Consider the following 18497-nt stretch of genomic DNA (forward strand, 5'->3'; position numbering starts at 1 on the left):
AGTGGTTATTCACTCTCTTTTAACAAGTTGATCAGATCATCTTTTTTCGCATCACTTGGAAACTCGATTCCGCTAGCATGCAGTAACTGTTGCAATTCTTCTTTTTTCAATTGCTCAAGTGGAATCTCGCCAGTCGCTGATCGAGTGCCGTTTTCTTCATTGGACTTAGTCTTATCATTTTCTGCTTTTTCGACAACAGAGAAGGCTTCGTCTTTCACCACCATAAATCCAACAGTCATCGTTGCTCGCAACGCAATCATGTCACGTTCAGCTAAGTTGATTGCTGCACCATCAGATGCTTCAACTGTAGTCAAGGTCGCTTGATCAAGAATCTTATACTCTAAGCCTTTCAACACACCATAATAAGCGTAGTCCCAATCAGCGACTAATTCAGCCACATTCGGTCCTAGCGTATTCTTAGGCGTGTAAGCTAATGGCAAGCCCAAAATATCATCTACGCCATTAGAATTGGCAGTGTTGAAAATTGGCATGCCGTTGTTGTCTTTGGTCGAACGATATTTCACACGTTGAGATCGAGAAGTCGCAATTCCATTAGGTTCCATGTCCACTTCTTCGATAAAGGCGATTGCTTCATTGATATCGTCATATTTGTTTGCTGATTCTTGAACGACATTCCCGGAATCTTTTGCGGCCTTCAAAATGTTTTGTTTGAATGGTGACTCAACTCCGGTGAAAGTAGACTGATCAAACTTTTTAGAGAAGGCTTCTGCAACTTCAGGGCGCATTAATTCAAAGAAATTCGTCACAGAATAATCTAAGTTTTCCTGAGTGGTAGGGATAATAACCCCTAATTTGTACGCGCGCATTTCTGCCTTCACGAAACGAGGTTTGCTGGTTTGAATGCGCTCAGCCTCAGCTACCCAGTAAGCACCGACTCCGGTCATGTAGGTGAATTCTTCGATTGGCTTAGTCATTCGAACTTCTTTTGCTAGACGCATGATTGAGCTGCCTTGTTTGACTTCTGTCAAGATTTGATCAGAAATATTACGAGGAATATCCCCTGTACGTGCGCTCTGCATGGTAACAGTGTCTGGATCAAATGATGGTGTTCCAAAATACTGCAGATTCATTGGAATCAATAATTTTTTCTTCATGTGGATTCTCCTTTATTTTGTGATTCGGTATTCGTTTAGTTTCCCTTGTGGCGGTTCAGCACCTGTTTTAACTTTCCCACCCATCGGATTACCCGATGAAACAAAGTCGGGATCGTTGTTTCCGGAATCGTCTTGAAACAAGAACGCTTTTTGTTCTTTCAGCGTTTTGACTTGTTCTTCAAAGCCTTGTAGCTTGCCATCGGCAACTTTGATCGTGTCACGGTCTAATAAACCAAGAACGATAGCCTCGTCTTGTGCTCCTGCTTCTTTTAAGGCTAATTGAATAGCGAAATCTTTTTGTTGGTCCGCAAGTTGCTTTTCAGAATTCGCTTTTGACTCGTCAAATTTTGCTTGTAAATCAGCAAATTGCTGTTCCAGTTCCTTGTTGCCTTTTGCAGCCTCTTTCAACGTGTCCAATTCCGATTGATTGTCTTTCAGCTCCTGCTTTGCACTGTCACGCTCGCTTTCAGCGGTAGCTACTTGTGCATTAAGTTGTGTTACAGTCTTTCCGTGAAGCGCCATTACACTTTTGGCTGTTTCTTCATCAATACCTAAATTGATCAAATCGTCTTTCTTCATTGCTGGTTCCTCCTAAGAATTTTTTGAGTGGCAACTACCACTTTGAGTCCGTCTTTTTGAGACATCCGTGCAGGTCTGGGTATTACGAATAAACTTGTTCTCTCGAATAATCTCGACGCAACAATTGATCGTGCTCATTGATAAATGCTCGTAGTGACGCTTGACGTCGTCGGATCAGCTTTTTAAAGTGTTGAACATCTTCCTTGTTTTCGATTGTCATGGCAGCATTCAGTTGCCTCTTCGCACGCCGAATAGCGACTTCCATTCGGCGTTGCTTGGCAACTAGGTCCGCATTGTCAATCGCTTGTTTTGGATCATATTGTTTCATATGGACGTCGAGATTCGGATCATAGATTTGAATGTACAGCCGATGTCTGCAGTTTATCCCTTGTGTGCCATCAGGCTCACCATAGCCATGATCATAGATTGACGAGATATGCCTCAGCTCTTTTGGCGCATCCTCTGTACGCACTAGTAAGACCCATCCACCTTGGATATGCGCACAAGCTGGACGTGCAGCCGTATGACTACTCATTAGCGCAGTAACAATGCCATGCTCTAGCCCTCGCTTAAGTCGCAGATCCTGATAGACTCGATGCGTTGTGGCTTTCAAAACCATCCGGACGTAACGCTCAAGGCTCCACTCGCGCCCTGCCTTGTCGATAAAGGTCGTCATCACCCCTTTTTCCACCATCGCATAGATCGACTCTCTGAGCGCTTGCTGTGGCGTTTTAGCGCCGCCAATGATTTTGGCAACCGTATCATTTAAAACTTGCTGATACATCTTGGCCAGTGGATTGTTAGGATAATTGGTGTCGATCAGCGTTTGATTGACATGGTTGTCGAGATCCCGCCATTGTTGATTGAAATACGACTCCATCACGTTGTCGATCTCCGTTCGTGGTGGTGGTTCTTTTCCTGTTTGCTTTGTCAAATCCTTGTCGATGTCCGAAACGACTTCAAACCCCATATCCACAATGATTTTACGAAGCTGATCATAGGAATACTGACTTGTTTCATTGACCAGCTGCTGCAACGATTTTTGATTCAACAAGTTTAATTGTTGCATCTTTTCAATCTTCCATCGGAATGCGTTGTCTTCTGTGAGCGGCGTTCTTGTCGGCTTGTTCAACTGACGGACAAGCATCTTCATGATCTCATCTTCCATCGCCATGTAGGCATCTTGGACATATGAGGCTTCAATCTCTAATTGCTTCGGTGTAATTGTCATTCAATCACTCCTCGTAATCATCGATTCCTGTTGTTGGCAAGTCGCCCCTGGTCATCATATTGAAATCGTCCTTCAACGCTTCAGCGTAAAGACGTTTTGCCACATCTTCCGGCATGTCTTTGGTTTTGGCCAACACGTACCACCCCGGTATGATGCCCGCGTTTCTCAACCGCAGAAATTGATTTACTTCGGCATCCTTATTAAGGAAAACACCATCGTCTAAGTCAACACCGATGATTTCAGCTGCAGGTATTTCGCCACTATAGACCTTTTGGCCAGTTGCATTTTTTACGTTGGTTCCAAGCTCGCAAATCGAGATGATCAACTCTTGAATGAACTTTCGCAATTCTTTTTCATGCATGTTACGTGATTGATACGTCTGTGAGTTCTCGCTGACCACCTCAGTGGCCGTTTTCGTGCTACGGATTCCTTCACCATTAAAAGTAAAGGTGCCAGTGGATAGACCGGTCTCCATCTCTAACGTACGCAAATGATGATTGATCGCTGCAACGTATTCAGTTGTTCGAATGTCAGATGTCAGATCCTTGATCGTCATGTCATCCATTTTGCTACCGGGCACTCTCACAAAGACATCTTCATCATCATCAAAAAAATCGGTGATTTCGTTCGTCCGATGATCAACCTTGCCTTTCATCAACATCTCACTGACTGCAATCCGACGTCTGCCGCGCTTGATCTCCATATTGAACTCGTCAAATGTTAAATTCAGGCGGTCTAACGTGTTTTTCGAGTTGTCATAAACACCTAGCCCTAATGGACTATATGGATGGATGTTGTTGAAGCCTGCAGGTTTTAAATAGGCAAATTGTGGTCGTGACATGTTGTAGAAGATTGCTTTCTCAGCCAGTTTCGGGTACTGCTTTTTCAAAGCAACTTGTTTCCCTAAAATGTCCGGTGACTCGCTTTCGTATAACTCATTTGTCACAACGTATTTATGTTTTTGCATTTTCTCGTCCCATACCCACTCATGAAATTCTAGCTTGGTGTAATAGTAAGTCGTATCTCCGACTGTTTCAGTGGTCCGGAATGGGATTGCGCATTCACTGATCTTGTTGGTATTACTACGCAACGGATAGAATGCATCAGCAAGTGCCCAAGAAAACTCAATCTCCTGTGAGTCCTTGTTGAAATATGGTCGGACAGCTAGCCCACCTAGTGCCATCGCAGGCTCCAAATAACGGCTTAGGTTCTTCTTGAAGTCGTTATGCTCAAGAACATGTTGAATCCAGTCATTCAGAGGATTCGCAACTTCTTTGCCGTTCTCGTCCTTCACTTCACCGACTATGATTTCTGCTTGTTCATTGAACAAAACTTTTGCATATTCTGCAGCCACCTTCTTGGCCATGTTGACCGTAGAGAACCGTCGTGTCCTCTGGTTCTGTTTGCTATTGGTGTAGTTGATAATGCCGTACTCGCCGCGATAGTAGCGAAAACTCTCAGCGATACGCTCAAACTCTTTTGGATCTGCATCAATCTTGGGATGATCAAATACAGATTGAAACTCTTGCTTATTGATAAGAGCGGCCCCCTTTCCAATCCATTTTTTAATGTTGTCTACGATCCTCAAATGATCACCTCCTAGACCGTCAATCCTAATTCTTTGGCATTATCAATACAGAAATACTGGAATGCATCGCAGGTGTGGTCATCTTCCTTAACAACTTCTGGAATGCCTTTAGCAACCTTTTTCTCATCCCAGCGGTATTTCTTATGCTCTTCAACAAAAACCTTGTTGTTCTCGTTGTCGACATAAAAGAAACGCCCTTGGGAAAACAGGTTCGTTGCATAGTCGATCATGGCTTCTTTTTTTAATTTAGCCACTGGGTTCCACCTGATTTCATGGTCATAGTAGTACTGATTTCTCAAAGCACCCTCAGCGCCATCGATCGTTAGGTTTACAATCGGTGCATTGTTGCACACTGGCATCTTAGACGTGCGATCAATAAACTTGTACAAGATACGAGATAGCTGTGTGGGCGCCAATTTATCGACCTTGCCTGCAGGTGAATAGTAATAGGTGTCTAATAGAATGACGTTCCCTTTCTGGGTCAGTCCTAAACACAAGCAAGTCGTTGCAGAATTGATGTGCCCACCATCAAGGGCATAAAAAAGAGCCACGATATAATCGTCGCTCGGTACTTCCTCTAATGGATTCAAATTATGAATATTATAAACGTTATCGCCAAGCCCCACAGGCTCCCCAAGGTAAAGGTAGCGATAATAGTCGTAGTCATTTTCCTTCGTTCGATTGATCACCTTAAGCATTTGATCTTCTACATGACCAAGTTCATCATTTAGATAGCTAGAATGGTGGACCAAGTAATCGGGATCTGTTTCTTTTTCTAGTGCCCAGTCATTTATCCACTCGTAGGGATTGCGTGGCGGATTGTAAGACCAGTAAAACCGGACGAAATCCGCATCCTCATGCTTTTGTCGCATAAACGTGATATTTGATTGATCAAACTCTTCTGCACTTTTAAACTCAGCTGCTTCCTCGTACCAAACAGCGATAATGTCGCCAATGTCATTAGACTTGAGCTTTTGGAAGTCATCTTGGCCGTAAAAGTAAATCGTGCTGCCAGTCTTGCGATGGATGATCTTAAACGGACTGACTGTGGTATCAAATCGTTTTAAAATAAAAAACATTCCTAAAGCCCATTGCATTTTTTCAAACACAGAATCCCGAATCGTATTCCCTACTTTTCTCAGGACAACGATATTTGCTTTCTTTTTTCTGATTATATAGGGGATCAACAATGAAACGAGTAGTAATGCCACCACGGAAGACTTGAAAGAGTTCCGACCGCCTTTCAGAATGTTATACGGCTTTTCAGCTTTCCAAACCTCCATAAAATGAGGATTGATTTCTTTAAGTACTCTAAATTTTTTTCTCAAGATTGTTTCCTCCATGGATCTTCTATGATGATTGGTTCGCCGTCATCTTCGCCACTTTCTGGCATGCTCGCTTCAAGCTTAGCGATCTGCGCATCCATAAGTTCCAATTTCTTGCGGCGCTCGTCTTGCTCGTCAGCTAGCGTGACGAATTGCTTGATCAAATTTGACAAAGTCATCATTGCCCTTGATTGAGACTTCAAGAAATTCGCTTGCTTGTCCCATGCATATTGGACCTGCATTGTAGAACTGCTGCCACCGTCACCAGACGTCCATCCAGACTCTTCTTTTGATAGGTCGTCACGATCTGACACAAACATGATCTCTTGCGCTCTTATGATAGCAGCGTATTGGATCATGATGTTGTTCCAAAGGATATCTGCCGGATCACTGTCTGCAAGTTCTTGTGCAATCTGCAGGGATTCCTTAGGTATGATTTTGGCAAACAATCCATGCTTGAAGGCATTTTTGTTTCCTTTTGGAGGGGATGCTCGGCTATTACCCTTGTTGCCAACTGCATTTTTGTTGCTCGGAGGTGCCCCACCTTTATTTGTAGTACTACAATCATCTTTTGCAGTACTACATTTACCGCTTTGTAGTACTGCATTCCATTTATCACGAGACTTCCAAGCTGATATTGTCTTTTCGTGAACATCTAATTGTTTCGCAATTTCCCGATTAGCAATTGTTCCTTTAGACTTTTCAAATAATTCAAACGCCTGATCACGTTTGGGATCACGTTGTCTTGCCATCCATTACACACCACCTCACATTCTTTATTGGTTGAGTTTCGTTTCGGAAAATTATGCCGCATAAATACCGCGCCTTTAATTCTTAATAGCATCCTGATATTCATCACTCCTTCGGGGCATAATAAAAACACCTAAGGTTAGTTAGGTGTTTGTTTTCTTATCTATTCTTTTCCGATCCAATATTCATATATTTCTTTAACCAAAAAGAAAGTCGTAAATAACATAATAACTGCATCATTACCTAAATAATTACTAACTACCATTAAAAATCCGCCTAAAATCAATAAGAATAGCATTATGCGATACTTATAATTCTTGTTTTCTTCTCTACCCATTTTTCTAGCATTATAGTCTAATCCTACGAATGAAGCTCCTACCAGGACTCCTATAACACCATTGATGATAATTCCATCGCTTCTGCAAAGAAAAAATAGAATTGCAACCATAATTAACGGCAGAAATACCCATGCTAACCAAACACGCTCTTTCATTTAAAACTCTCCTTATCGTTCAATACAAACATCATACCAAATAAAGGATCGAAAGTGGATAACAAAAAGACAGCACTAGCGAATTTCGAAATGAGATGATCCACCTCGCTTCAAAAAGTTGTGCTGTCTTTCATATTTTTCGACAATATTAGAATAACACGTAAAAATCAATACGTCTGTTGAATCTGTGTTGACAACGTATTATACATTTTTGCTAAATCGTATCATCTTCATGATGTCTGCGTGTCTACTTCTTATATATTGATAGGTATACCCAGTCTCTTCAGCAACTGATTCTAGTGTCATACCTTCCACATATTTCATTTTAAGTATACGCTGATCTAGCCCCTGAAACTTTTCAATCGTATCAATAATATCTTGCCTTTGCTTTTTCAGTTCTTCTTCTCTTTTTGCCAATGATTCAATCACTTCCTTGAGCCTTGCTTGCTTTTGTAAAGCTGTTAAAAAGGTATGATGTTTAGCTAAATCACCATCGTTATTAGAATAATTTTGCCAGCGATGCAATTCTACTTCATTCAAATCGAGGGCAAGCTGCAATTCATACAGTTCCTGATCGATGGCCATTAATGTAGTCACCCATTCATATATGCGAATCACCCTCTTACATTTTTAATTTCTGAACATTCTCATCTTGAAATGTGATGATTGCGTTCAAGAACCCTAATACTAATGGATGGTTATTGTACTTATTTCCTAAATCTCCAATAGACCTCACTAGCCATTCCCAGTACTGATCAGATGTAATCGGGTACTGTTGAGTCATTTGGTTTGATTCTTTCATCCATTCATGTAAATCCGAAAATACTGCATTCCAATCCAATCATATCCCCTCAATTCTGATATAGATGCCCGGTTGATCCGCCCAAAATTTCTCAGCTACTAAACTGGCCACGTAGCAATCATCTTTCCAGAATCCTAAATCTGTCATGCAATCCTGCAGTAATTTCTGGCTATTATCCAAGTCGGGCTTCGTATATTTATACTCTCCATTTTGATGGCCGTTTATTATAGGAAACAACCACTTCACCATGAGCCGAACCGGACCGATCATTTTTTCTTCCGGAACATGTTTGGCCAGATGTGCGGTTAACTTTTCTCGTGCAGCCTGCAGTTCTTTGGGTTCATAAAAATGTGGCTTCCCATTTACTACTGAAACTTTCTTTTGCTGGTGAGTTGTTTCTGGCGGAATCATCGGCATGAAGAACTCAATCATCCTCTTCATCCATTCGCACATCCACAATTACTTTCCAACCACATTTACACCAACGCTCAAATGTGTATTCTTCAACAACTAATCCACCTTGCCCGTTTCCAATAAAACGATTGCCACATTCAGGGCAATTGCCATATTTTTCCATCAGCTCCATACTTTTACTTAGTAACATGATTTATCCTCATTTCACGTTATTTTATTTTTCTAATCAAACTCACATTTTATTTTTCACTATCCATTTTGTCTTGGCTGTAACCCTCCGTAACTATCTACTCCCCAAGGGGAGATAGTTACGAGGTTAGCAGACACCGGTCTAACAACGTTTCTCAACTGTAACAAGCTAGTAACTTGTTTATAGGTTGTTACCGGACTAGGTGTTTTGTAACAAGCTAGTAACACACTATGGATTGTTACTGTTCTCGGTTGCAACTTTTTCGATATATCCTCCCTCGGTTTTTAGTCCTTCGTGTTTTTTTACTTTCCTGTAAACTGATTTTTTATCGATATCTAGGTACTCAGCTACGTCTTCAACACTCACAGCCTCACCATCCATAGACAAAGCATTGAATGCTGTCTCTAATTCTTGCTTAGATTTTTCACTACGTGATTGATTAGATTGCTTGGTACCTTTTTTCCACTTATCTTTCGGATCCTCGTCTAGCTTGATATCTGCAAGAGACGGATCCAGTACATGAAGCGGATATTTGAACCATGCATTGATTGGATCAAACTTTGGAAACTCTCGCAACGTCCCATCGATGCGCCATGCAGTTGCTTGCCTTGCTAAACGGACAGCCTGCTGCCTTTCAAGTTCTACCTGTTTCAAAATCCCCTGTGATCGAATTGCACTCATTAAGTGCTGACCCATTTGCTTCACGCTGAATTGATCATCTTGACTGATTTCACCATAAGTTGGGTTATACTGTTGAATCGCTCGTAAATAGACATTGCAGATTGCTTCATTCTCCATGGCCATGTATCTGTCTTCCGTGACAGGCAACTCAATCAAATCCAGAATGGCATCGGGATCTCGTGCAAATACTCCGGATCCACTCGATCGGTCAATTGAGTTTTTCCCGCCTTGAGACCCTTTCGAATGATGGTGACAGTATATAACAGCGCAATTCAGCTCTGTCGCGATCTTGTCAAATTGGTTCGTAAACTTAGCCATCTCATGTGCACTGTTTTCATCTCCAGTCAGTACCTTATAAATCGGGTCAATGATCACGGCCATATAATTGGATTTTTGTGCACGTCGGATCAGCTTTGGCGCCAGCTTATCCATTGGGCTAGTCTTACCTCTTAGGTTCCAAATATCGATATTACCAACATTCGCATGACCATGGCCAAGTTTCTCATAGATATCAACGAAGCGTACTTTTGCTGATCGATCATCTAATTCAAGATTGACATAAAGCACCTTCCCCTGCGCGCAGTCAAATCCAAACCATTTACGACCTTCTGCGATTGCAATTGCTAGCTGTATAAGCGAAAATGACTTCCCTGCTTTAGAAGGACCAGATATCAACATCTTATGTCCTTGGCGTAACATTCCTTTAATTAGTTCTGGTGCCAGCTCAATTGCTTTGTCGAACAAATCTGATAAGCTTTCCGGATCCGGAAGATCGTCATTGACACTTTCAATCCATTCTTTCCATTCATCCCATGAAGATTTCCCTATATTGGTATCGATTATAAACTGCTTTTTTTCTCCTCGTGTGACACCTGGCATCCGGCTTAGTCTGGAAGGATTCCTGTTTTGATTATCATTTGTCAGTCCGTTTTTCTTGCAGACATCGTAAAGGTAATCAACCCTCTTCCGATATTCCGGATAATTATCAGCATCCACTCGCACGATGGCATGAATCGATTTACTGCCACTATATAACAATGCTGCAATAGGCAGTTCAAGTTCTCGCATGATCGCATTTTGTTTTTCAAGGCTCATATTGTCAGATTCTACTAACGCATAGCGGAATTCTGTGACATTGTCATTCTTTACACCTTTACCATCCATGGGATTGAAACGGATCCACGCACCAGCTTCCGGATTATAATCCCCAAGGACTGAGCCGATATCATCGCCGCAATGGGTCAATGATTCAATCAATTGTCCTGCTGTTCGGTCGAAAGCCCCCTTGTTTGAAGGTTTCCACTTTTCATCCTCATCCTGCCAAGACTGCATATTGTATGCGACCGTTTCTGATGGCTCAAATAACGTTTCTAAATATCGAATGATCTGTTTTGCAGGTTCCCACTTCGCTGGCTCATTGATTTCCTTGCCCTCAATCCAGTTTCGATCAATAATGACCAAATCATCTTTTTGAAGCGTACCGTTCCAGTCCAACTCATGGCCACCATCTTCATTTCTAAAACGTGACGTCCAGCCGTAATCTTTGGCCAACTGTGTGATTGTTGCACCAGTGACTGGTTGGTTGGTTCCCTCAAAACTATCCCATTTCTTGAAACATTCTCCGGAATGATAGCGTTCAGAATCTTTTTGACTCCATTGATCCCAATCAAGAGCTGTATATCCTTCATGCTTGAGAGCCATTCCCACGTTGACCCATTCTTGATAACTCAGCATTGTCGGGTCAACGTATTCTAATAACTCAGTTAAATCTAGTTTGCTTTCCATATGCTGCTCCTTAAATTATTTTTTACGACTGAATAAATGTTTTAGATTTTGAAGCTCTAATCATTTTTAAATCAAAATCAGCACCATTAGAAACTGATTCATAAACAGAATAAAACCTCATGTGATGTAAGATAGCTTTTGCAATTTCTAGATCACTTGCCGTATCCGTGAAACCAGTCCATAGTGAAAGCTCAACTTTTAGACCTCCAACGGTTAATCTATATCTGTTCTTTGATTTTCTAGCCATCACACTTCCTCCTGTTCACTCTCATAAAAGGAACTTACTGGCTCAAGATAAACAGATAATTCCTTCATCGCTTGATCAATACTCTCTGCCTGTCTTATTAACCACTGCTCAATGTCAATATCCTCTTTAAAATTTTTCCTGTTTTGCCATGCCATTTCCATCTGTACTGCGCTTTCTGCAATACTGTTAACATAATCAGTAATGTAGTTGAATTTCATTTGACTATAACCAAAAGCTTTTTCCACTAGTTATCCCTCCTGTGTCTGTCTTTACTGGACTAATTCAGGCGTATATGTTTTAGGATCGACAGTATTAGGCGTACGCCAACCATTTGAAGCAATTCGACCAATCATGCTTTTTGCGGCATCAAAAGACCACGTACCCACATTCATAAAGCCACGTTGTTCCAATTGTCTGATTTGTTTCGGTGTTGCCAAACCTGCTTCTTTTCGTTTTTGTAAACGATCGAGCATTAGACTGGCTTTTCCGGCATTCTCGATTGCTTCCGGAAGAATACCTAATTTTTCCAACGCATTAATTTGTTGATCGGAAGGTGGTCCCATTTCCCACCCAAAGGATGGCACATAGCTAGTAAGATCCTCAGCTTGGATTGACATCTCAAACTGTAGTGGATCTACAAGCTTCTGTTTGCGCCGCCTCATTTCTGATAGCTGTTTAGCCAGAGCCTCTTCTCGTTCGGCAATGACATCTTTTTCAGCTTGCACTTCTGCTTCTTCCAGATCCAAAGCCAATCCTTGCTCGCCAGCATCTTCAATATTTTCAGTCATCTTCTGAGCAACTTCATCACTTGAAGCGATCAAATGCGCTGGATGACAAAGCTCATGCCGTTCCGTGTGCCAAAGAAAGTCTAGCAACAACAGTTCTTCTTTGCCTTCGTGTAGGCGAGTTCCTCGGCCCACCATTTGGCTGTAGAGTGATCGAACCTTTGTCGGACGTAAAACCACAATACAATCAACCGATGGGCAATCCCACCCTTCTGTTAACAACATCGAATTACAAAGGACATTGTATTTGTCATTCTCAAAGTCTTCCAAAACTTCCACACGATCTTTTGAATCACCGTTAACTTCTCCTGCACGGAACCCACGCTCATTTAAGATATCTCGGAATTTTTTGCTTGTTTTGACTAATGGTAGAAATACCACTGTTTTTCTGTTTGAACAGTGCTTGACCATCTCATCAGCGATTTGATAAAGATAGGGATCCAATGCCGTTCCTAAATCTCTTGAAGAAAAATCCCCGGTTTGTTGTTTCACTGCAGTAAGATCTAACTTAAGAGGAATAGTTAGTGCTTTGATTGGTGACAAAAAGCCTTCTTTGATTGCTGCTGGTAATGTGTATTCATAAGCTAAGGACTCGAAATATGCACCGAGATTTCGCATATCGCCACGATCCGGCGTAGCTGTAACCCCTAATACATTTGAATCCTCGAAATGGCTCAGTACTCTTTGATAGCCATCGCTAATACAATGATGGGCTTCATCGATGATGATCGTATCAAAGTAATTAGGTGGAAACTGACTTAGTCGCTTCTCCCGTTGCATACTTTGAATGGATCCCACCACGACCCGGAAGAAACTTCCAAGGCTGGTTTTTTCTGCTTTTTCAACAGCTGTTTTTAGCCCAGTCGACTTCTCTAATTTGTCAGAAGCTTGATCCAGTAATTCTCCCCTATGGGCAAGGACGAGCACACGCTCGCCCATTCTCACCCGATCTTCGATAACCTTACTGAATACAATTGTTTTTCCGCATCCAGTAGGCAATACTAACAAGGTTCTTTTCTTTCCTTCTTTCCATTCCTTCTGGATTGAACTGCGAGCTTCTTTTTGGTAAGGTCTTAATTTCATAGCACATCCCTTTCTTTAGATATATAATGAGATAAAAAATGGAGGATTATAATGAGTCGTATTACTGATAGATTGAAAGGTTTAGATACTTTAAAAGAAATAGACAAAGAAAAGTCTAAATATTTGGTTATTCATTATTCAAGCGAGAGTTTTTTTGCACTTGGTGGAAAAAGTCCAAGGATAACATCAATTGCAGTCGAAAATCTCGAATTTGGTCAAACAGAGTTATTCGCAATTTATAAATCTGCTGAAGAAATGGGAATACCTTTTGACGAAATTGTTAATCAATACAACGAAATTGAAAAAAAGATGTTAGATGAATACTTCGACTTTTTAAGAAATAATCATAATAAGACTTGGTTGCATTGGAATATGAGAGATTCGATTTTTGGTTTTAAAGCACTAGAACACCGTTATCAGGTATTGGGTGGGCATCCTTTCTTACTTTCGGACAATCAACAAATCAATATTGCTTCTCTATTCAAAGAACTTTATGGACCAGATTACATCGAAGATAAAAAAATGGACCATCTTATGATTAAAAATAAGTTAGAACCCAAACAATACCTTACTGGTGCTGCTGAGGCTCAAGCTTTTGAAGACGGAAAATACTACGAATTAAGTATGTCTACATCTAGTAAAGTCCGTATGTTTACACAAATGGTGAATATGGCTATAGATAAAACTCTTAAGACTAATACTTCAGAAAAAGATTTGTATGGAGCATCTCTACGGGCATATTGGTACAGATCCAAAGAAAAGCCATACTTTGTGCCAATCGCTTTTATTATTACCAATATAATTTCAGCTTTCATTGGTCATTTTGTGAGTAAAGGCCTCGGTGGATAGCATTTATAATTTTTTCTGCCATTTTTATATCAATTATTGTTGGTTCATCAAACCAATCTAATTCCAGATAGCAATTTTTAGTGCTATCTTTTTTTAATTCTTCAATAATCCAATCAATATGTTCACTAAATTCTTGTGTAAAGTGAGCTTGTTTGAGTATCAATATTCTTCTCCTAAGCTAAAATCGTGATGCGCTTCATGTTGATTTCTTCTTCCAACTGCTCATATAAATATTCTCGGATATTCACGATTGCTTGATTTCTCCAAGCACCACCATCTGCTTCAAAAATTGCTCCACGTGGACCATCTTTCATGCGGAAAATAAATTGGCTTTCTGGTTGATCTACTTCTAAGAATGTGCGGTACGGGGCTAACTCAACTGGATTAGGAACTTTTACATCTACTTTAGTAGCAACTCCCTGATTGATTGTTACTGCTTGGCTAATACCGTCATCACCAACATTTTTTACATTTTCTTCAGATACGTTTCCAACTACTTGTAACAAAATTTCTCGATGCTCATTTGGCACAAACTTCGATTGAAGTGCAATATTGAATTCTTCCATTCCCATGAAACAATCAAAGTTAAAACTAGGAATAATCGCTCTTGCTTCAGCTAAGGTTTCTCGACTTCCATCCTCTTCTAACAAACCTTTCAAGAACACTTGCGCTTCATTTTTTACATGGATGATTAGCTTGTTTCTTTCTCGATCAAGATTAGATTTCACGTAGTTAACAAAACCTGATAGTGTATTGATCACCATTGTTTCTTTTGCATTAAAAACTTTAGGTAAAATTTCTCGTGCATCGCCTTCATTGTTAAAAACTAACCAACGATCCTCAGCAAAATTTACTAATCGATCGTCTGGTTTAATTCCTTGTTCCATCAAATATTGAATTGCTTCTTTTGTCATTGTCATTTATTTATCCTCTTTTCTTTTGTAAATCGATAATTTGTTGTTGTTTTGCTTCTTCTTTTTCGATGACATCCACTGGCTCACCTGTATCTGTTTTTACTTGGCCATCTTCTGGGTCAATGTAAGTTTGACCTGGAACGGATGATTTTAATTCTTTTGCTTCTACTTTTCCTGTATTGATATCTCGACCAGTTAATACTGTAGTAGATACCCCTTCTACCGGAGCTAGTTTAGTAGTGAAGTCGCTTGATACAGTAACTACTTGACGGTTCTCATCTGGTTTAAATTCCAGTTTGATAGTTGTTACTCGTTTGGCTGTTGCAGAAGTATTTGGATCATGGATGTTACTAAAAATCTTTTGAAGTTCACCATCCAATTTTTCTTGGATGGCGCCTTCTGCTAATAGTGAAAGTTGAAGATTGATTTCTTTTAACATATTTTATTCCTCCTAAAATGCCCCTGGTTGGTAACCCTGTTGCGGTTGGTTCGTTACCGGTGGTTGATTAAAATTTTGTGCTGGTTGCTGGTTAGTATTCGCTGATGGCTGTGCTTGGTAGCTTGATTGTGGTTGTTGATAAGCTGATTGTGCTGATCCTGGTCGATCATTTAATTGCTTTGTTGGATCCACATCTTCGGAATAAATCATGTAACCGGTAGAATTATATTCATTGCCATTGCTACCCATCTCTTTTTTAATAGAGGTCACACCAGTTGATCCAACGACTGATTGCCAATTCATTTGCAACTGTTCTCCATGTTTCTTTTGTCCGATAGCCCCAAAAAATGCTGAAACCATTCCTTCAGTTCGTGAGTGTAAAAACAAGTTATGTTTTACAGTTTTGGTTTCTCCTGTTCGAGTCTCAATTTTTAGTGTCAAAATTGCTTTATTGCACGGTGGTAGTGGATTTTGACTTCTGGAATTTGGATTTGGTGTATGACGTGCTCGTTCAAACTTTTCTACTGTAAACCAGTATTCGCCCGGTTCTAATAAAACAAACTCACTGTCTTGGACAATCGTGTCATCCCAGCCTAATTCTCGTTCTTGTTGAAATTGTTGTGTCATTGATCGTTCCTCCTAAAATTTTTGGTTTTTTCGAATTTCTTGAATCATAGTAAATACTTGTGGCCATGCAGCAACTAATACGCCATCAATGTATCCCGGATCATAGTTTTGGATCGGTGTGCCTGTCGGATAGTACCCTTTTGATTCTGTCGCAGCCATAATTTCTGCCGGAATTACGTTGTTTGCTTTCATTAAGTCAACAAGCTGTTGTGGGATTTCTGCATAATCGTCTGGTTCTCGATCAAAATTTGGTGCCGTTGTTACTGGTTGCGTTTCTTGAACAGTTTCTGATTTGTTTACAGGCGTTTCAACCGCTGCTGGTGTATTTGCAATTGGCTGTTCCTTTACCTGTGGCGCTTGCTGAGACGCGAAAATGTGTGCAATTCCTGCAAACCCCATATCCAATTCATCCGGCAAACCAAAACGGTTTTTTGCGTCCCAAGCCGGATGATGGGTCGTATGCATGACACGCTTTCCGCCTTGGGCTTTGAATTTTTTTCCTTTGTCATCCGAGGCAACAGACATCGTTTTATAGTTGCAGAATAAAACCATATCCGCCCACTCTTTTGTTAAAGGTGCCGTTGTAGCTAAGGTCTTTTTGTTTCCCAGCTTCAATTCCCACCGATCGTATGCCCCCATTTCATCCGGCTGTTCAAATTTACGGATTTGAGCATGCGCTGTTAGTACAACATTTACGCCAATATCTTTGAGATCAGATAGCTTATTCAATAGACGACCAAACTCTTCAGCAAGATACGTATACCCATTTCCATAGCCAAAATCTTCGATTCCCTTTTTGCCGTACTGTGAACAAATGTGCTCGATGCATAAACGCTCTGCCCAGTCTGCAGTATCAATGATCAAAGTCGCACATGGCATCGTTTGTTTTACGAAATCGATTTGCTGTAATAGCATCGACCAGCTTCTAGGTTTATCTAAACGCGCAACGTCCATATTGTCTGTACTGCCTTCTGTATCAATAAATAATGGGTTAGGAAACTGGGCAGCCAGTGTAGATTTGCCGATCCCTTCAGGTCCATAAATCACGACCTTTTGTGCCCTTGCAATGACACCTTTCGTAATGTTCATTAAAATTCTCCTTCCTTCCACTTAGGTTGTGGGGATTGCTGAGGTGTAGGTTCGCCCTCAGATGGTGCTATTTTATTTTCAGTCACATAGCCATCTTCAATAATGATCTCGCACTCGTCACCTGTTGAAACACGTGTCGCAATTGCCTGTAGACCTTCTTGTTCCAGCCACTGACCAAACTCGTTCAGCGTGACCATATCCATCTGTTCCAACTTATCCAATAGAATGAAACCACAATCCGGTTTTAACTTACGGACGATTGCCGTTGAGACTTTCAACTGGTCAGATCCGGACATGTTATCCCATTTTTGACCGTTGTAAGTTAGCTCTCCCTCAGCTACAGAAAGCCCTTGAAGCGGCAGTTGCGCATTCGTTAGTAAAGAGACCTTTTCTTTGCGAATAGAGTTGATATCGTTTGTCAGTACATCGTATTGATTCTTGTAGTCGTTCGCATCCTCTTCGGCTTTGTCCTTGTCTAAGTTTGCTCGGACTCGTCGATTGATCTCGTCCACTTCTGCAATGTTTTGTTGCAGTTCTTGTGTCGATTCATCTTGGAGACTTTCAGCAGTCTTTTGTGCAATGGTCAAGTCTTCTGCTAGTCGATTGAATTCAATTTGTTCTTTCTGCAATTGCGCTTGAAGCTCTTCAATTCTCAAATTAATAGCTTGGATATTTGATTTCGATTGTTCCAGCTGAAAAGAAATTTGATTGACTTGATTACGCTTTTGTTGATTCTCTCCGTTTCTTGCAAGGATCTCTTGTTGCTTGGTTACTAAATCAGAAACAGAGATTAGTTCCTTTGGTGCCTCCGGAAAGTAAGGTTGTTCAGCTGCAAACTTTTTCTTTTGATCAGCAATCTGACCAATCGCATGGCGTTTGTTATAGACTTCTTGTTCTTTTCGTTCAAGCTCATACAATTGATCTCCCACGCCAATAATCTGTAGGAGAATATTAGCTTTTTCTTTATTGGATGAATCCATAAATTTAGGTAAATCAATAGCCAACTCTTCGACAAAGCTATTCAACAAGTTTTGGCCAGCTTTCTCTCCATTAGGATCAATGACCTTCAAATCAGAATTCTTTCCCTTGCGCTCAACGATCAGACCGTTGTTCATGACAATATGAAGGTGTGGTGGTGTGACCGATCCTTCCCGATGTGCTTGGCTTGGTTTGTACTTATTGCCACCAAGTCCCCATGCAATAGCATCAATAACGCTGGTTTTTCCTTGATTATTATTTCCACCAACGATAGTTAACCCGCTGGCATTTGGTTCAATTTTTACTGCTTTGACACGTTTAACATTTTCAATTTCAAGCTTGTTAATTTTTACAGACATATGTTACACTTCCTTTGTGTAGATTATTTTTCATTGGCTTACTTCAGCGGTAACTGGGGTAAGCTCTTTTTGCGCAACTAGCTGTCCTTCTTTTGTAAAATATTGCTGAATTTTATGGCCATCTAAAACTATTGTTGTCAGAATGAGTATCACTTCTTTTGATTCCACATCAAT

At 40.7% G+C, this 18497-nt stretch carries 23 protein-coding genes; 1 reads left to right on the forward strand and 22 read right to left on the reverse strand.

The genetic code is table 11. The features are described 5' to 3' along the window. Positions 1 to 5: 5 nt before the first annotated feature. From ACH0AK_RS07195 to ACH0AK_RS07270, 16 genes are all read right to left on the reverse strand, one after another. Complete coding sequence (locus ACH0AK_RS07195; protein WP_499796824.1) at positions 6 to 1115, reverse strand: phage major capsid protein; 1110 nt, start codon at positions 1113 to 1115, stop codon at positions 6 to 8. Between the two features lie 12 nt (positions 1116 to 1127). After that, positions 1128 to 1694 carry a phage scaffolding protein gene (locus ACH0AK_RS07200; RefSeq protein ID WP_499796825.1) on the reverse strand — a complete coding sequence of 189 codons (567 nt, stop codon included), beginning with the start codon at positions 1692 to 1694 and terminating at the stop codon, positions 1128 to 1130. Between the two features lie 82 nt (positions 1695 to 1776). Beyond that, positions 1777 to 2925 carry a phage minor capsid protein gene (locus tag ACH0AK_RS07205; RefSeq protein WP_499796826.1) on the reverse strand — a complete coding sequence of 383 codons (1149 nt, stop codon included), beginning with the start codon at positions 2923 to 2925 and terminating at the stop codon, positions 1777 to 1779. A gap of 4 nt (positions 2926 to 2929) precedes the next feature. After that, complete coding sequence (locus ACH0AK_RS07210) at positions 2930 to 4513, reverse strand: phage portal protein (RefSeq protein ID WP_499796827.1); 1584 nt, start codon at positions 4511 to 4513, stop codon at positions 2930 to 2932. An 11-nt stretch (positions 4514 to 4524) separates the two neighbouring features. After that, positions 4525 to 5856: a PBSX family phage terminase large subunit gene (locus ACH0AK_RS07215; RefSeq protein ID WP_499796828.1), complete on the reverse strand. Its 1332-nt coding sequence runs from the start codon at positions 5854 to 5856 to the stop codon at positions 4525 to 4527. Continuing rightward, positions 5838 to 6590: a phage terminase small subunit gene (gene terS / locus ACH0AK_RS07220; RefSeq protein ID WP_499796829.1), complete on the reverse strand. Its 753-nt coding sequence runs from the start codon at positions 6588 to 6590 to the stop codon at positions 5838 to 5840. Before terS ends, ACH0AK_RS07215 begins: the two co-directional genes overlap by 19 nt. Positions 6591 to 6751: 161 nt before the next feature. Further along, complete coding sequence (locus ACH0AK_RS07225) at positions 6752 to 7081, reverse strand: hypothetical protein (protein WP_499796830.1); 330 nt, start codon at positions 7079 to 7081, stop codon at positions 6752 to 6754. Positions 7082 to 7282: 201 nt separating this feature from the next. Beyond that, a complete protein-coding gene (locus tag ACH0AK_RS07230; RefSeq protein ID WP_499796831.1) occupies positions 7283 to 7666 on the reverse strand; it encodes a sigma-70 RNA polymerase sigma factor region 4 domain-containing protein in 384 nt (127 codons plus the stop codon). 37 nt (positions 7667 to 7703) lie between these two features. Continuing rightward, positions 7704 to 7922 carry a hypothetical protein gene (locus ACH0AK_RS07235; protein WP_016621359.1) on the reverse strand — a complete coding sequence of 73 codons (219 nt, stop codon included), beginning with the start codon at positions 7920 to 7922 and terminating at the stop codon, positions 7704 to 7706. Continuing rightward, complete coding sequence (locus ACH0AK_RS07240; RefSeq protein ID WP_499796832.1) at positions 7923 to 8315, reverse strand: RusA family crossover junction endodeoxyribonuclease; 393 nt, start codon at positions 8313 to 8315, stop codon at positions 7923 to 7925. Continuing rightward, positions 8308 to 8487, reverse strand: coding sequence for a DUF3797 domain-containing protein (locus ACH0AK_RS07245; RefSeq protein WP_499796833.1), 180 nt, complete (start codon positions 8485 to 8487; stop codon positions 8308 to 8310). The genes ACH0AK_RS07240 and ACH0AK_RS07245 overlap by 8 nt, the downstream gene beginning before the upstream one ends. Positions 8488 to 8546: 59 nt before the next feature. Next, positions 8547 to 8744, reverse strand: coding sequence for a hypothetical protein (locus ACH0AK_RS07250; protein ID WP_499796834.1), 198 nt, complete (start codon positions 8742 to 8744; stop codon positions 8547 to 8549). After that, complete coding sequence (locus tag ACH0AK_RS07255; RefSeq protein ID WP_430607909.1) at positions 8716 to 10953, reverse strand: AAA family ATPase; 2238 nt, start codon at positions 10951 to 10953, stop codon at positions 8716 to 8718. The genes ACH0AK_RS07250 and ACH0AK_RS07255 overlap by 29 nt, the downstream gene beginning before the upstream one ends. A gap of 22 nt (positions 10954 to 10975) precedes the next feature. Next, complete coding sequence (locus ACH0AK_RS07260; protein ID WP_430607912.1) at positions 10976 to 11200, reverse strand: hypothetical protein; 225 nt, start codon at positions 11198 to 11200, stop codon at positions 10976 to 10978. Then, a complete protein-coding gene (locus tag ACH0AK_RS07265; protein WP_430607915.1) occupies positions 11200 to 11445 on the reverse strand; it encodes a hypothetical protein in 246 nt (81 codons plus the stop codon). Before ACH0AK_RS07265 ends, ACH0AK_RS07260 begins: the two co-directional genes overlap by 1 nt. A gap of 24 nt (positions 11446 to 11469) precedes the next feature. Continuing rightward, on the reverse strand, positions 11470 to 13068 hold the full coding sequence (locus ACH0AK_RS07270) for a DEAD/DEAH box helicase (RefSeq protein ID WP_430607917.1): 1599 nt from the start codon (positions 13066 to 13068) through the stop codon (positions 11470 to 11472). A 51-nt stretch (positions 13069 to 13119) separates the two neighbouring features. Between ACH0AK_RS07270 and ACH0AK_RS07275 the strand changes: the two genes are divergently transcribed. Beyond that, positions 13120 to 13917: a hypothetical protein gene (locus tag ACH0AK_RS07275; RefSeq protein ID WP_430607919.1), complete on the forward strand. Its 798-nt coding sequence runs from the start codon at positions 13120 to 13122 to the stop codon at positions 13915 to 13917. On the opposite strand, the gene ACH0AK_RS07280 is transcribed toward ACH0AK_RS07275, so the two are convergent. From ACH0AK_RS07280 to ACH0AK_RS07305, 6 genes are read right to left on the reverse strand one after another with little or no spacing between them, the layout of a single operon-like run. After that, positions 13880 to 14080, reverse strand: coding sequence for a hypothetical protein (locus ACH0AK_RS07280; protein WP_430607922.1), 201 nt, complete (start codon positions 14078 to 14080; stop codon positions 13880 to 13882). The two genes, ACH0AK_RS07275 and ACH0AK_RS07280, sit on opposite strands and share 38 nt — an antisense overlap. Before the next feature lie 10 nt (positions 14081 to 14090). Further along, the gene (locus ACH0AK_RS07285; protein WP_430607923.1) at positions 14091 to 14837 is read right to left on the reverse strand and encodes a hypothetical protein; all 747 of its coding nucleotides are present in this window, start codon (positions 14835 to 14837) and stop codon (positions 14091 to 14093) included. A 4-nt stretch (positions 14838 to 14841) separates the two neighbouring features. Continuing rightward, on the reverse strand, positions 14842 to 15270 hold the full coding sequence (locus tag ACH0AK_RS07290) for a replication terminator protein (protein WP_430607925.1): 429 nt from the start codon (positions 15268 to 15270) through the stop codon (positions 14842 to 14844). Positions 15271 to 15282: 12 nt separating this feature from the next. Then, positions 15283 to 15897 (reverse strand): hypothetical protein, encoded by a 615-nt coding sequence (locus ACH0AK_RS07295; RefSeq protein ID WP_430607928.1) that lies wholly within the window; start codon positions 15895 to 15897, stop codon positions 15283 to 15285. A gap of 12 nt (positions 15898 to 15909) precedes the next feature. After that, on the reverse strand, positions 15910 to 16986 hold the full coding sequence (locus ACH0AK_RS07300; protein ID WP_430607930.1) for an ATP-binding protein: 1077 nt from the start codon (positions 16984 to 16986) through the stop codon (positions 15910 to 15912). Continuing rightward, positions 16986 to 18323 (reverse strand): AAA family ATPase, encoded by a 1338-nt coding sequence (locus tag ACH0AK_RS07305; protein WP_430607932.1) that lies wholly within the window; start codon positions 18321 to 18323, stop codon positions 16986 to 16988. Before ACH0AK_RS07305 ends, ACH0AK_RS07300 begins: the two co-directional genes overlap by 1 nt. Between the last annotated feature and the right edge of the window lie 174 nt (positions 18324 to 18497).

Source organism: Enterococcus pernyi (assembly GCF_045371165.1).
GTDB classification, from domain to species: domain Bacteria; phylum Bacillota; class Bacilli; order Lactobacillales; family Enterococcaceae; genus Enterococcus_B; species Enterococcus_B pernyi.

Coding starts and splice junctions, on each gene's coding strand:
- ACH0AK_RS07195 (WP_499796824.1), bottom strand. CDS start 1,115: ATGAAGAAAAAATTATTGATTCCAATGAATCTGCAGTATTTTGGAACA.
- ACH0AK_RS07200 (WP_499796825.1), bottom strand. CDS start 1,694: ATGAAGAAAGACGATTTGATCAATTTAGGTATTGATGAAGAAACAGCC.
- ACH0AK_RS07205 (WP_499796826.1), bottom strand. CDS start 2,925: ATGACAATTACACCGAAGCAATTAGAGATTGAAGCCTCATATGTCCAA.
- ACH0AK_RS07215 (WP_499796828.1), bottom strand. CDS start 5,856: ATGGAGGAAACAATCTTGAGAAAAAAATTTAGAGTACTTAAAGAAATC.
- terS (WP_499796829.1), bottom strand. CDS start 6,590: ATGGCAAGACAACGTGATCCCAAACGTGATCAGGCGTTTGAATTATTT.
- ACH0AK_RS07225 (WP_499796830.1), bottom strand. CDS start 7,081: ATGAAAGAGCGTGTTTGGTTAGCATGGGTATTTCTGCCGTTAATTATG.
- ACH0AK_RS07230 (WP_499796831.1), bottom strand. CDS start 7,666: ATGGCCATCGATCAGGAACTGTATGAATTGCAGCTTGCCCTCGATTTG.
- ACH0AK_RS07240 (WP_499796832.1), bottom strand. CDS start 8,315: ATGATTGAGTTCTTCATGCCGATGATTCCGCCAGAAACAACTCACCAG.
- ACH0AK_RS07245 (WP_499796833.1), bottom strand. CDS start 8,487: ATGTTACTAAGTAAAAGTATGGAGCTGATGGAAAAATATGGCAATTGC.
- ACH0AK_RS07255 (WP_430607909.1), bottom strand. CDS start 10,953: ATGGAAAGCAAACTAGATTTAACTGAGTTATTAGAATACGTTGACCCG.
- ACH0AK_RS07260 (WP_430607912.1), bottom strand. CDS start 11,200: ATGGCTAGAAAATCAAAGAACAGATATAGATTAACCGTTGGAGGTCTA.
- ACH0AK_RS07270 (WP_430607917.1), bottom strand. CDS start 13,068: ATGAAATTAAGACCTTACCAAAAAGAAGCTCGCAGTTCAATCCAGAAG.
- ACH0AK_RS07275 (WP_430607919.1), top strand. CDS start 13,120: ATGAGTCGTATTACTGATAGATTGAAAGGTTTAGATACTTTAAAAGAA.
- ACH0AK_RS07285 (WP_430607923.1), bottom strand. CDS start 14,837: ATGACAATGACAAAAGAAGCAATTCAATATTTGATGGAACAAGGAATT.
- ACH0AK_RS07290 (WP_430607925.1), bottom strand. CDS start 15,270: ATGTTAAAAGAAATCAATCTTCAACTTTCACTATTAGCAGAAGGCGCC.
- ACH0AK_RS07295 (WP_430607928.1), bottom strand. CDS start 15,897: ATGACACAACAATTTCAACAAGAACGAGAATTAGGCTGGGATGACACG.
- ACH0AK_RS07300 (WP_430607930.1), bottom strand. CDS start 16,986: ATGAACATTACGAAAGGTGTCATTGCAAGGGCACAAAAGGTCGTGATT.
- ACH0AK_RS07305 (WP_430607932.1), bottom strand. CDS start 18,323: ATGTCTGTAAAAATTAACAAGCTTGAAATTGAAAATGTTAAACGTGTC.